At 61.5% G+C, this 13,071-nt stretch carries 12 protein-coding genes; 7 read left to right on the forward strand and 5 right to left on the reverse strand.

The window, feature by feature from the left end; all coding sequences use genetic code 11:
- Positions 1–597, reverse strand: coding sequence for a septation protein A (locus HU736_RS00085; protein ID WP_186698563.1), 597 nt, complete (start codon positions 595–597; stop codon positions 1–3).
- Between the two features lie 67 nt (positions 598–664).
- On the opposite strand from HU736_RS00085, the gene HU736_RS00090 reads away from it, so the two are divergent.
- The 6 genes from HU736_RS00090 (at position 665) to HU736_RS00115 (ending at position 7,046) form a co-directional block, all read left to right on the forward strand.
- Entirely contained in the window at positions 665–1,525 is an 861-nt protein-coding gene (locus tag HU736_RS00090) for a PHP domain-containing protein (protein WP_101317681.1), read from the forward strand.
- A gap of 13 nt (positions 1,526–1,538) precedes the next feature.
- Positions 1,539–2,168, forward strand: coding sequence for an L-threonylcarbamoyladenylate synthase (locus HU736_RS00095; protein ID WP_101317683.1), 630 nt, complete (start codon positions 1,539–1,541; stop codon positions 2,166–2,168).
- Positions 2,165–2,992: a segregation and condensation protein A gene (locus tag HU736_RS00100; RefSeq protein ID WP_496197754.1), complete on the forward strand. Its 828-nt coding sequence runs from the start codon at positions 2,165–2,167 to the stop codon at positions 2,990–2,992. The genes HU736_RS00095 and HU736_RS00100 overlap by 4 nt, the downstream gene beginning before the upstream one ends.
- A gap of 20 nt (positions 2,993–3,012) precedes the next feature.
- Positions 3,013–3,777, forward strand: coding sequence for an SMC-Scp complex subunit ScpB (gene scpB, locus HU736_RS00105; protein WP_186698565.1), 765 nt, complete (start codon positions 3,013–3,015; stop codon positions 3,775–3,777).
- Between the two features lie 142 nt (positions 3,778–3,919).
- The gene (rluB, locus tag HU736_RS00110) at positions 3,920–5,026 is read left to right on the forward strand and encodes a 23S rRNA pseudouridine(2605) synthase RluB (RefSeq protein ID WP_103436594.1); all 1,107 of its coding nucleotides are present in this window, start codon (positions 3,920–3,922) and stop codon (positions 5,024–5,026) included.
- Between the two features lie 598 nt (positions 5,027–5,624).
- The gene (locus HU736_RS00115) at positions 5,625–7,046 is read left to right on the forward strand and encodes an amino acid permease (protein ID WP_186698567.1); all 1,422 of its coding nucleotides are present in this window, start codon (positions 5,625–5,627) and stop codon (positions 7,044–7,046) included.
- A gap of 67 nt (positions 7,047–7,113) precedes the next feature.
- Here the strand turns inward: HU736_RS00115 and HU736_RS00120 are convergent, their stop codons facing one another.
- Positions 7,114–7,998: a LysR substrate-binding domain-containing protein gene (locus HU736_RS00120; protein ID WP_103436596.1), complete on the reverse strand. Its 885-nt coding sequence runs from the start codon at positions 7,996–7,998 to the stop codon at positions 7,114–7,116.
- A 151-nt stretch (positions 7,999–8,149) separates the two neighbouring features.
- Between HU736_RS00120 and ydiJ the strand changes: the two genes are divergently transcribed.
- Entirely contained in the window at positions 8,150–11,170 is a 3,021-nt protein-coding gene (gene ydiJ / locus HU736_RS00125) for a D-2-hydroxyglutarate dehydrogenase YdiJ (RefSeq protein ID WP_186698569.1), read from the forward strand.
- 158 nt (positions 11,171–11,328) lie between these two features.
- Here ydiJ and HU736_RS21940 read toward each other — a convergent pair whose 3' ends face one another.
- The 3 genes from HU736_RS21940 to phhA all read right to left on the reverse strand — a co-directional run bounded on the left by HU736_RS21940 (position 11,329) and on the right by phhA (position 12,863).
- A complete protein-coding gene (locus HU736_RS21940; RefSeq protein WP_258035074.1) occupies positions 11,329–11,457 on the reverse strand; it encodes a hypothetical protein in 129 nt (42 codons plus the stop codon).
- A gap of 221 nt (positions 11,458–11,678) precedes the next feature.
- Positions 11,679–12,035 (reverse strand): 4a-hydroxytetrahydrobiopterin dehydratase, encoded by a 357-nt coding sequence (locus HU736_RS00130; RefSeq protein WP_101317695.1) that lies wholly within the window; start codon positions 12,033–12,035, stop codon positions 11,679–11,681.
- Positions 12,036–12,074: 39 nt separating this feature from the next.
- Positions 12,075–12,863, reverse strand: a complete 789-nt coding sequence (gene phhA / locus HU736_RS00135; protein WP_186698571.1) for a phenylalanine 4-monooxygenase — start codon at positions 12,861–12,863, stop codon at positions 12,075–12,077.
- Positions 12,864–13,071 lie beyond the last annotated feature (208 nt).

The following is a 13,071-nucleotide window of genomic DNA, read 5'->3' on the forward strand; positions in this document are numbered from 1 at the left end:
TCAATCCTCGGTCTTGGGGGTAGTTGAGTCGCTGTCGTGCAGGTGGCGCGACAGGTAAACGCCTTGGGCGACCAGGAAGATCACGGTCATGCCGAGGCTGCCGAACACTTTGAAGTCGACCCAGAAGTCCTGGAAGGTAAAGGCCACGAACAGGTTGGCCGCACCGCAGATCAGGAAGAAGCAGATCCACGCCAGGTTCAGCCGTGCCCAGATCGCATCCGGCAGGGTCAGGGCGTGGCCCATGATGCGTTTGATCAGCACCCGATCACCGATGAAGTAGCTGCCGGCAAAAGCCAAGGCAAACAACCAGTTGACCACCGGGGCTTTCCATTTAAGGAATGTTTCGCTGTGGAAAGCCAGGGTCAGGCCGCCGAACAGCAGGCATGCGAGCAGGGTCAGCCATTGGCCTTTTTCCAGCTTGCGCTGGCGGATCAGCAGCGCGCCGTAGACCACCAGCGAGCTTGCGATCAACACCGCAGTGGCGCTGTAGATACCGCCGAATTCGAAGCTGTGACCGGCCACTTCGAGTGGGCGCGGGTCGAGCTTGTAGACGATGAAAAACAGCAGCAACGGAATGAAATCGACGAATTGTTTCACAATGGCAGCCAGAAGCGGGATGTGACGGCATAATATCAAACATCGATTCCAGCGAAAGCGCTCCTCCATGAATGTTGATCTGCACTGTCACAGCACGGCCTCCGACGGCGCTCTGGCGCCTTCGATTCTGGTCGCTCGCGCTCACGAGCACGGCGTGCAGACCTTCGCCTTGACCGATCACGACACCATCGAAGGCCTGCCCGAGGCCCGCCAGGCCTGCATTGAGCGGGGTATGCACTGGGTCAGCGGCATCGAGTTGTCGTGCACCTGGGGCGGCGCGACCATCCACATATTGGGTTACGATTTTCCTCTCGATGCGCCGCCGTTGCTGAGCGCAATCGAAGCCTTGCACCGTGGTCGCTGGCTGCGCGCCGAAGAAATCGACCGACGCCTGGCTGCCAAGGGTATGCCCAACACCCTCGAAGGTGCTCGCGCCGTGCAGCAGGAACTCGGCGACAGCGGCAATGCTCCGGCGCGGCCGCACTTTGCCGATTACCTGGTGCGTGCCGGACACGTCAAGGACCGCGGCGAAGCGTTTCGCAAATGGCTCGGTGCCGGCAAGCTGGGCGATGTGAAGCTGCATTGGCCTACACTCGAGGAAACTGTCGCGACCCTGCGCCAGTCCAACGCTTGGGTAAGCCTGGCGCATCCGATGCACTACGAACTGACCCGCAGCAAGCGTAGACGGCTGATTGCCGACTATATTCAAGCAGGCGGGCAGGCACTTGAAGTGGTCAACGGCATGATGCCGGCTGAGCAGGTGGGCACCATGTCCATCCTTACCCGTGAGTTCGGCCTGCTGGCAAGCGCTGGCAGTGATTTCCACGGCCCCGGCACCTGGGGCGAGATCGGTGCCTATCGGCCATTGCCTGAGGACCTGCCACCTCTGTGGCGTCGATTCAAGCATGAGCAGCCTATGGCGGTTTGAACAGGACGATTTAGTGAGCCAATTTTTCCAGATTCATGCGGAGAACCCGCAGCCGCGCCTGATCAAACAGGCAGTGGAGATTATTCGCAAGGGTGGGGTGGTGGTTTATCCGACCGACTCCGCCTATGCCATGGGTTGCCAGATCGGCGACAAGAGCGCCATCGAACGGGTGCGCCGTTTGCGCCAGCTCGACAAGAACCACAACTTCACCCTGCTGTGCTGCGACCTGTCGCAAATGGGCTTGTTTGCCAAGATCGACACCTCCACGTTCCGCCTGCTCAAGGCACATGTACCGGGGCCGTATACCTTCATCCTCAATGCCACGCGCGAAGTGCCGCGCCTGCTGCTGCATGAAAAGCGCCGTACCATCGGCCTGCGCGTGCCGTCCAATCCGATCGTGCTGGCGTTGCTGGCCGAGCTGGGCGAGCCATTGATGAGCGTCAGCCTGATCATGCCCGGCGACGAAGAGCCGATGAATGACCCCTACGAGATCCGCCAGGCGCTGGAACATCACGTCGACCTGATCATCGACGGCGGCTTTGGCAACGTCGAAGGGTCGACGGTGATCAACCTCAGTGGCGATGAGCCTGAAGTGATCCGGGTTGGCTGTGGCGATCCGACGCCGTTCCTGGTGGATGCGTGAATCAACTGGCGCAGCCCGAGGCAGCGGCCAGCGACCTTTCAGTACCGCAGCAACTGCAGCTGGCGCTGGTATATGGCGAGGCGGTTACCGAGCTGCCGCTGGACCTGTACATCCCGCCGCATGCGCTTGAAGTGATTCTTGAGGCATTTGAAGGCCCTCTCGATCTGCTGCTGTACCTGATTCGCAAGCAGAACATCGACATCCTTGATATTCCCGTCGCGGAAATCACCCGCCAGTACATGACCTACGTCGAGCTGATGAAGTCGGTGCGCCTCGAACTGGCCGCAGAGTACCTGCTGATGGCTGCGATGCTGGCCGAGATCAAGTCGCGCATGTTGCTGCCGCGCTCCAGCGAGATTGAAGAGGAGGAGGGCGACCCGCGGGCTGAGCTGATCCGCCGTTTGCAGGAGTACGAGCGCTTCAAGGCCGCAGCCGAGGGCATCGACACCCTGGCCCGGGTTGGCCGCGACGTGATCATTCCCAGGCTGGACGCACCGCAGGCGCAGGTGCGCAAATTGCTGCCCGATGTCAGCCTGGAAGAGATTCTGCTGTCGATGGCTGAAGTCATGCGCCGCAATGACCTATTCGAGAGCCACCAGATCAGCCGCGAGACACTCTCTACCCGTGAGCGCATGAGTGAGGTGCTCGAGCGCCTCAAGGGCGGCGCGTTTGTGCCCTTTGTCGAGTTGTTCACCGTCGAAGAGGGCAAGCTCGGCGTGGTGGTCACCTTCATGGCGATTCTGGAGCTGGTTAAGGAATCGCTGATCGAACTGGTGCAGAATGAGCCCTTCGCCCCGATCCATGTCCGTGCGCGGACCGACTGAAACAAGCCGACCCAACTCCAATGAACCTGAATGAACCGCGCGACCTGGCGTCGCTGATCGAGGCTTTTCTGCTGGCCTCGGGCAAGCCGCAATCGCTTGAACGGCTGTACGAGCTGCTCGATGAAACCGAGCGTCCGGCACCGGTTGTCTTCAAGAAGGCCCTCGAACTGCTGGCCAAGTCCTGCAATGGCCGCGCCTTTGAGCTCAAAGAGGTCGCCAGTGGCTATCGCCTGCAGATCCGCGAGAACTTTGCGCCTTGGGTAGGCCGGCTGTGGGAAGAACGGCCGCAGCGTTACTCGCGGGCCCTGCTCGAAACCATGGCGCTGATCGCTTATCGCCAGCCCATCACTCGCGGCGAGATCGAAGACGTGCGTGGTGTGGCGGTCAACACCAACATCGTCAAGACGCTGATGGAGCGCGAGTGGATCCGCATCGTCGGCTACCGTGAAGTGCCGGGGCGCCCAGCGATGTTTGCCACTACCAAGGCGTTTCTCGATCACTTCAACCTGAAGAGCCTTGACCAGTTGCCAGCCCTGGCCGAGCTTCGCGAGATGGAGCCCGAGCCCCTGCTTGACCCGGACGACGCCCCGGTGCCGGCGCATCTGCAGGCGTTGGCTGATGCCAGCCTGGGCGAGCAAGAGGTGGGCGAGCCGCCGACCGAGACCAGCTTCCGCAGCCTGCTGGTCGAGCTGGATGCGATGGAAGAAGGTCTGAAAATTGATTTTGAAGACCTGCCCGAGGCGCAGCCTGATCCGTTGCCCGAAGATGACGCCGAACTGAGTTGACCGTTCGGCGCAAAGCCTGGCTGCCTGCGTAAAAGGCGCTACTCTGCAGTGCGCTTGGCTGATGAACCGCGTATAGTGCGCGCCCCTCTGGCCCATTCGTGGCCAGATACCGCATTTCATTCTTACACCGGGAGGTGCCCAGATGAGTGACAAAGAGCTGCTCGATACCCAACCTATTCCTCCATCCGGCGAAAAACTGCAAAAAGTTCTCGCCCGCATCGGCGTGGGCTCGCGTCGGGATGTCGAGGCCTGGATCAGCCAGGGCCGAATCAAGGTCAACGGCGTTGCCGCGACCCTTGGTCAGCGTGTCGACATGCATGACGCGATCTCGGTCGATGGCAAGCTGATCAAGCGCGTGGAGGCCTCCGAGGCCACCCGCCGGGTGATCATGTACAACAAGCCAGATGGCGAGATCTGCACCCGTGACGACCCGGAAGGCCGTCCAACCGTGTTCGATCGCCTGCCACGCCCGAAAGAGGGCCGCTGGATCAACATCGGTCGTCTCGACATCAACACCACCGGCCTGCTGCTGTTCACCACTGACGGCGAACTGGCCAACCGCCTGATGCACCCATCCTACGAGATGGACCGCGAATACGCGGTACGTGTGCGCGGCGAAGTCGATGACGAAATGCTCGACCGCCTTAAGGCTGGTGTAGTGCTTGAAGATGGCCCGGCGAAGTTCACCGACATCCAGAAAGCGCCGGGTGGCGAAGGCTTCAACCATTGGTACCACTGCGTGGTGATGGAAGGCCGTAACCGCGAAGTACGTCGCCTGTGGGAGTCGCAAGGGGTTATCGTCAGCCGTCTGAAGCGTGTGCGCTTCGGTCCGGTGTTCCTCAACTCCGACCTGCCAATGGGTCGCTGGCGCGAAATGAGCCAGTACGAAATCGACATCCTTGCCGCTGAAGTGGGCCTGCAGCCGGTTGCGCTGCCGACCTTGAACCTCAAGGCCAAGGACAAGATGGAACGTATGCAGCGCAAGTCCAGCCGTCCGCTGGGCCGTGGCGAACGCGTACGCAATCTGCGCCCGGCGCAGGAAGGCCAGGCCGAGCGCCCGGCCCGTGCGCCGCGTGAAGACAGCGCGGCTGCGCGCAAGGGCAGCCGTGCCCCGGCCGCCAGTGCGGTAGCCGAGCGTCCGAGCGATGTACGCAAGCGCACCAACAAGCCTGATGGTGCCCGCACTAGTGGCGGTCGCCCAACCGGCGGCAAGCCTGCTGGCGGTGGTCGCGGCAAGCCGCGGGGCTGATAGCGTGTGATCTGGGGCCGCTTTGCGGCCCCAGTTGTTTCGATGGCGAACCCAAGCGCAATGCCTGGCAACTTTTCCATCCGCCTCGTAAAGAAATCCTTACGGAATCGCCCGATTCCTCAAGCAAACGCTCACCGCGTAACGCAAACTTGCCAAACCCCCGCCCCACGGCCCTCCCTGCACCCAACCAGCCCCTTGCCCAGTGCTCCGCAACACGCTGATATAGCCCCATGCCCTGTGCACAGCCCGGCCAAAGAGCCCGGCTAATAAAACAACAAATGGAGGCGCAATGTACGCCGATCAGTTCGCCACAACTGGCTCTTCCCACCGGATCGGTGCGCTTTTCCTACAGGAAATGACGCATCGCGTTGACGCCTGCGCGCTTGCGAGGGTATACAATGCGCCGCGTTTTACCTGTGACCCCCTTGCGTACCGCGCATTTCTGCTGACTCCCGGCTGACCGATCCTGGGCCATGTTGCCCGTCGCGTCCGGTGAATCCAGAAAAAATCCAAGGTAACCACCTTGCCCATTCCGCTGCGCCACGAGTGCGGTGGGTCCGATTCCGTCACAGATAAAAACAAGCAGGTGACTTCGTTCATGAGTGGACAAATCAAGCAGTCAGGCGAGCTCAAGCGGGGCCTGAAAAACCGCCACATCCAGTTGATCGCCCTCGGCGGCGCAATTGGTACCGGCCTGTTCCTCGGCTCAGCCGGAGTGATGGCGTCTGCCGGCCCGTCGATGATCCTCGGCTACGCCATCTGCGGCTTCATTGCCTTCATGATCATGCGCCAGCTCGGCGAGATGATTGTCGAGGAGCCTGTGGCAGGCTCCTTCAGCCACTTTGCGCACAAGTACTGGGGCGGTTTTGCCGGCTTCCTGTCGGGCTGGAACTGCTGGGTGCTGTACATCCTGGTGGGCATGTCGGAGCTGTCGGCAGTGGGCAAGTATGTCCATTACTGGTGGCCCGAGATCCCTACCTGGGTCACTGCGGCGGCGTTTTTCCTGCTGATCAACGCCATCAATTTGATGAACGTGAAGGTGTTCGGCGAGACCGAATTCTGGTTCGCGATCATCAAGGTCGTGGCCATTGTCGGCATGATCGGCCTGGGCGCCTACATGCTCACTTCGGGCAGTGGCGGCCCGGAAGCGTCGGTCACCAACCTGTGGGTGCATGGCGGGTTCTTCCCCAATGGCGTCACGGGGCTGGTGATGGCGCTGGCGATCATCATGTTCTCGTTCGGCGGCCTGGAGATGCTCGGTTTCACGGCGGCCGAGGCTGACAAGCCGAAAACCGTCATCCCCAAGGCTATCAACCAGGTCATCTACCGCATCCTGATCTTCTATATCGGTGCACTGGTGATCCTGCTCTCGCTGACGCCTTGGAATACCCTGGTCGCCAGCATCGAAGCCGCCGGCGGCAGCTACGGCAGCAGCCCGTTCGTGCAGGTGTTCTCGCTGCTGGGTAGCGACGTTGCTGCGCACCTGCTCAACTTCGTGGTATTGACCGCGGCGCTGTCGGTGTACAACAGCGGCACCTACTGCAATGCGCGCATGCTCTACGGCATGGCCGAGCAGGGCGATGCGCCAGCGGGCCTGGCCAAGATCGACAAGCGCGGCGTGCCGGTTCGTTCGATTCTGGCTTCGGCAGCGGTCACCCTGGTAGCGGTGCTGCTCAACTACTTCATGCCGCAGCATGCGCTCGAGCTGCTGATGTCGCTGGTAGTGGCCGCGCTGGTGATCAACTGGGCGATGATCAGCTTCTCGCACCTCAAGTTCCGCCAGCACCTTGACCGTACTGGCCAGAAACCGCTGTTCAAGGCGTTGTGGTACCCCTACGGCAACTACCTGGTGATGGCTTTTGTCGTGCTGATCCTCGGCACCATGCTGATGATCCCGGGTATCCAGGTGTCGGTCTACGCCATCCCGGTATGGCTGCTGGTGATGTACCTGGCCTATGTCCTCAAGGGCGGCAAACGTGCCGGTCCTGCCGAGGCAGCTGTAGAGAGCGTGGCCAAGTAAACGGTCACGGGCTTTACCCGAAACCCGATGTCAGATCACTGGCATCGGGTTTTTTATTGGCTGCGGTTCAGATCTGCGCCAGCAACCAGCTACGGAATGCCCGCAGCGAGGGCAACGCTTCGTTGCGCGGCGGATAGATCAGGTAGTAGCTGCGCTGGCTGGCAAAGGCTGCGCCCGGGCTGTACAGCTCGCCCTTGGCCAATTCTTCATCGACCAGAATCCGCGGCACCAGGCCAATGCCGATGCCAGCGCGCACCGCCTGGATCAGGTGCGAGGTCAGCTCGAAGCTCGGCCCCAGGCGCATCGATCGGTGTGGCAGCTCCTGATGGGAGAACCATTCGCCCCATGCATGAGGGTTGTTGGCCACGTTCAGCAGTACTTCCTGGCTGATCCGCGTTGGGTCCCACTGCTGGCCATCGCGGGCTGCGTCCGGCGGCAAGATTACCAGCAGTTGCTCGGCATGCAGGCGATGGCAGATCAGCCCAGGCAAGTCATTGCTGGCCACGCCGATGGCGGCGTCGATCTCGCTGGTGTCGAAATTGATCGCTTCGATGCGCGAATGAATATGCACCAGCATGCCCGGGTGCGCCGCGTAAAACTCATGCAGGCGTGGCAGCAGCCATTTCGAGCCGAAGGTGGGCAGGGTGGCCAGCCGCAGCGTGCCCACGCCGGACTGGTAGGCCAGGGCCTGCAAGGTCGCACTGCGGATGCGCCCGAGCGCCTCGCTGAGCTCGCCCTGGTACAGCCGACCGACGTCGGTGAGCTGCACCTGACGGCCCTCGCGGCGAAACAGGGTCAGGCCCAGTTGCTGCTCCAGCGCCTGGACCTGACGGCTGACCGCGCTCTGGGTTAGCGACAGTTCGGCGGCGGCGCGGGTGTAGCTCTCATGCCGGGCCGCTGCCTCGAAGGCCAGCAGCAGTGACATCGATGGCGTAAGGTGGCGGTAATTCATTCATAAAACTCATCAATAGCGGCAGGAAAATCCGTTTGCCCCCAGCGGCAAACTACAGGAACATTGACCTATTCGTCATCAGTGTCTGCGCGATGCATGCCGCAATGACAGGTTTACCGTGAATCAGCCCATATCAAGAGGCCATCCAACGATGATCGCCCAGTTGCACACCAGCGCGCCTGCCGCTAATTACCCAGAATTCCTCCAAGCCCTGCGTGGCAGTGGCTTCGCCGGCCAGATCAGCGCCGACTACGCCACCCGTACCGTGCTCGCGACCGACAACTCGATCTACCAGCGCCTGCCGCAGGCGGCGGTGTTCCCCTTGCACGCAGATGACGTGGCCAAGGTCGCGAAACTGATGAGCGAGCCGCGCTTTGCCGGCATCAAGCTGACCCCGCGCGGCGGCGGCACTGGTACCAATGGCCAGTCGCTGACCGATGGCATCATCGTCGACCTGTCGCGGCACATGAACAACATCCTCGAGATCAACGTCGAAGAGCGTTGGGTGCGGGTCCAGGCGGGTGTGGTCAAAGACCAGCTCAATGCTGCGCTCAAACCGCACGGGTTGTTCTTCGCCCCCGAGCTGTCTACCTCAAACCGCGCCACCGTTGGTGGCATGATCAACACCGATGCCAGCGGCCAGGGCAGTTGCACCTACGGCAAGACCCGCGACCACGTCCTCGAACTGTACAGCGTGCTGCTCGGCGGCGAACGTCTGCACAGCCTGCCGATCGATGACGCTGCGCTGGAGCAGGCCTGTGCCGCACCCGGCCGGGCCGGTGAGGTGTATCGCATTGCTCGCGACATTCATGAAACCCAGGCCGAGCTGATCGAGACCATCTTCCCCAAGCTCAATCGTTGCCTGACCGGCTACGACCTGGCGCACCTGCGCGACGCGCAGGGCCGCTTCAACCTCAACAGCGTGCTGTGCGGCGCCGAGGGTTCGCTGGGCTATGTGGTCGAAGCCAAGCTCAACGTACTGCCGATCCCTAAATACGCAGTGCTGGTCAACGTGCGCTACAGCAGCTTCATGGATGCTCTGCGCGATGCCAATGCGCTGATGGCGCACAAGCCGCTGTCGATTGAAACGGTCGATTCCAAGGTGCTGCTGCTGGCGATGCAGGATATCGTCTGGCACAGCGTCGCCGAGTACTTCCCGGCGGATGCCGAGCGGCCAACCCTGGGCATCAACCTGATCGAGTTCTGCGGTGATGACCCTGCCGAGGTGAATGCCCGGGTGCAAGCTTTCATCGGCCATCTGCAGACTGACAGAGGTGTAGAACGGCTCGGTCACACCCTGGCCGAGGGCGCCGAGGCAGTCACCCGCGTGTACACCATGCGCAAGCGCTCGGTCGGCCTGCTGGGCAATGTCGAGGGCGAAGTACGCCCGCAGCCGTTTGTCGAAGACACCGCCGTGCCGCCTGAGCAGTTGGCTGACTACATTGCAGAGTTTCGCGCGCTGCTCGACAGCTATGGCCTGGCCTATGGCATGTTCGGCCATGTCGATGCCGGCGTGCTGCACGTGCGCCCGGCACTGGACATGAAAGACCCGGCCCAGGCCGCACTGGTCAAGCCGATCTCGGATGCAGTGGCAGCGTTGACCAAGCGCTACGGTGGGCTGCTCTGGGGCGAGCATGGCAAGGGCCTGCGTTCGGAATACGTGCCGGAGTACTTTGGCGCGCTGTACCCAGCCTTGCAGCGCCTGAAGGGCGCGTTCGATCCGCACAACCAGCTCAACCCAGGCAAGATCTGCACGCCGCCGGACAGCGCCGAAGGCCTGACCAAGGTCGATGGCGTGACCCTGCGTGGCGACCTCGACCGGACCATCGACGAGCGCGTCTGGCAGAGCTTTGGCAGCGCGGTGCACTGCAACGGCAACGGCGCTTGCTACAACTACGACCCCAACGACGCCATGTGCCCGTCCTGGAAGGCCACCCGCGAGCGCCAGCATTCGCCCAAGGGCCGCGCCTCGTTGATGCGCGAGTGGCTGCGCCTGCAAGGGGCGGCGGATATCGACGTGCTGGCCGCAGCGCGCAGCAAGGTCTCCTGGCTCAAGGGCTTGCCGACGCGGCTGCGCAACAACCGTGCACAGCAGCAGGGGGAGGTCGACTTTTCCCACGAGGTGTACGACGCCATGGCCGGTTGCCTGGCGTGCAAGTCCTGCGCAGGGCAGTGCCCGATCAAGGTCAACGTGCCGGACTTCCGCTCACGCTTCCTTGAGCTGTACCACGGCCGTTATCAGCGGCCACTGCGCGATTACTTGATTGGCTCGCTGGAATTCAGCATCCCGTACCTGGCCCACGCGCCGGGCCTGTACAACGCGGTGATGGGCTCGAAGTGGGTCAGCAAGTTGCTGGCCGACAAAGTCGGCATGGTCGACAGCCCATTGATCAGCCGCTTCAACTTCCAGTCGACGCTGAACCGTTGCCGTGTGCAGATGGCCACTGTGCCGACCCTGCGCGAACTGACCCCCGCCCAGCGCGAGCGCAGCATCGTGCTGGTGCAGGATGCCTTCACCCGCTACTTCGAAACGCCGCTGCTGGCGTCATTCATCGAGCTTGCCCATCGCCTCGGCCACCGTGTTTTCCTCGCGCCCTACAGCGCCAACGGCAAGCCGCTGCACGTGCAGGGCTTCCTCGGTGCGTTCGCCAAGGCGGCGATCCGCAACGGCAGCCAGCTCAAGGCGCTGGCCGACTGTGGCGTGCCATTGGTGGGGCTGGACCCGGCCATGACCCTGGTGTATCGCCAGGAATACCAGAAGGTCGAGGGGCTGCAGGACTGCCCGAAAGTGCTGTTGCCGCAGGAGTGGCTGATTGATGTGCTGCCTGAGCAAGTGTCAGCCAATGGCGCCAGCTTCCGTCTGATGGCGCACTGTACCGAGAAAACCAACGTACCGGCCAGCACTCGGCAATGGGAGCAGGTCTTCGCCCGTATGGGCCTGACATTGGTCACAGAGGCCACCGGCTGCTGTGGCATGTCTGGCACTTATGGGCATGAGGCGCGCAACCAGCAGACCTCACGGACTATCTTCGAGCAGTCGTGGGCGACCAGGCTGGATAAACAGGGCGAGCCCCTGGCGACTGGCTATTCCTGCCGCAGTCAGGTCAAACGCCTGGCTGACAAGCAGTTGCGCCATCCGCTCGAAGTCGTGCTGCAGTTTGTCCTGCGCTGAATTTCAGCTAGGTGGGGGGAGTCATGGAGAGGTGACCGCAGGAGGGCGCGGCAGGTCTGGCTGATGAGGCTGGGCTTGCCAGCGGCACTCTGGACGGTGTGAAAACGTGATGAAGTGGGGTTTCCCGTGTTCAGCCGTTTTCACACTGCCGTGCGCGGTTATTCCTGATCAGCGCTGGATGTATCGTCGCCATTCTGCTCGACGGCTGGCGTCGGTTCAGAGTGGGCGGCAACGGTGTGCTCTTCGGGGTTCAGGCTTGGGAAGGGATGATTCGGGATCTCATGCATCTCGTCGTCCTCGCAAGTGTGAGTTGAAAAGGCTGCGCCAGGCGCGTGTGTGGCTTTGAAAAAGCTTGGGCAGGATACAGCAGTCGACATGACAGTTTGAACTTTTTGCCGATCAGCTGTCGGCTAGCGGGCGGATATCGGACAGAGCACGTGGGCGGGGATGCAGCTGAAACGGCAAGCGCCCGCAGAGTCTACGGCCTCTGCGGGCGCTGCCAGGCAGGTTACTTGCGGCCTTCGGCGTTCTTGGCTACTTCATCGGTGCGGGCGCACATGATGAAGTCATTGCGGTGCAGACCTTTGATCGAATGGCTCCACCAGGTCACAGTGACTTTGCCCCATTCGGTCATCAGGCCAGGGTGGTGGCCTTCGGCTTCGGCGATTTCGCCAACGGCATTGGTAAAGGCTAGGGCGTGCTTGAAGTTCTTGAACAGGAATACCCGTTCCAGCTCCATATGGCCGTCACGCACTTCGATGTTCCAGTCGGGAATCTGCCGGATCAGCTCGGGCAGTTCGGCTTCGCTGACCTGCGGGGCGTCGGCGCGGCAGGCTTCGCAGTGGGCTTGGTTCAAGGCATTCATGGTGTGGTTCCAATTCGAGTTGTTATCGTCAAGGTGGCTTCAGGCAGCAACCTTGGGTGGAAACTTGGGTGCGTGCAGGCCCAGCTGCATGCCTTGGTGGACCATTCCCATGATGTCTTCATGGGCCAGGTCGAACAGGCGCTTGAGGTTGGGCAGGACGAAGTACACCGGCTGCAGGATATCGATGCGATAAGGCGTGCGCATCGCCTCGATCGGGTCGAAAGCCTGATGCTCAGGCTCGCTGGACAGACTGTAGACGGTCTCCTTGGGTGAGGAGAGGATGCCGCCGCCGTAGATACGTTGGCCTTGCGCGGTATCCATCAAGCCAAATTCGATGGTCATCCAGTACAGCCGGGCCAGGTACACCCGCTCTTCCTTGGTGGCAGCCAAGCCCAGCTTGCCATAGGTGTGGGTGAATTCGGCGAACCATGGGTTGGTCAGCAGCGGGCAGTGGCCGAAGATTTCATGAAAGATATCCGGCTCTTGCAGGTAGTCCAGTTCTTCACGGGTGCGGATGAAGGTAGCCACCGGGAAGCGCTTGCTGGCAAGCAGTTCGAAAAAGGTCTGGAACGGGATCAATGCCGGCACGCGTGCAACCTGCCAGCCCGTGGTGGCGCCAAGCACTTTGTTGATCTCGCCCAACTGGGGAATGCGCTCATGGGGCAGCTTGAGCTGCTCGATGCCGTCCAAGTACTCCTGGCACGCACGGCCTTCGATTACCTTTAACTGGCGGGTAATCAAGGTATTCCAGACTGCGTGCTCGTCTTGCGGGTAGTCGATAAAACCGTTCGCATCGGGCTCGCGGGCCACGTAGTGCGCCTGTTTCATGTGGCTCTCCTGGTGAGGGCTTTATTGTTTTGATTGCGACTGCCCTTAGGAATATCCCGTTGCCGAAGGTTTTGCATCGGGTTAACGCGCACGTTAACCCTCTTCTGCCTGCAGTTTCGTAACGTTAATTTTACAAAATACCTGTTTTCCCGGAAAATCACGGCCATGCGCGGTAGCAAAGCGCTATTTTTGTCAGCTTATCTTTACG

Origin of the sequence: Pseudomonas shirazensis (genome assembly GCF_014268785.2) — a bacterium.
Taxonomy (GTDB): Bacteria; Pseudomonadota; Gammaproteobacteria; order Pseudomonadales; family Pseudomonadaceae; genus Aquipseudomonas; species Aquipseudomonas shirazensis.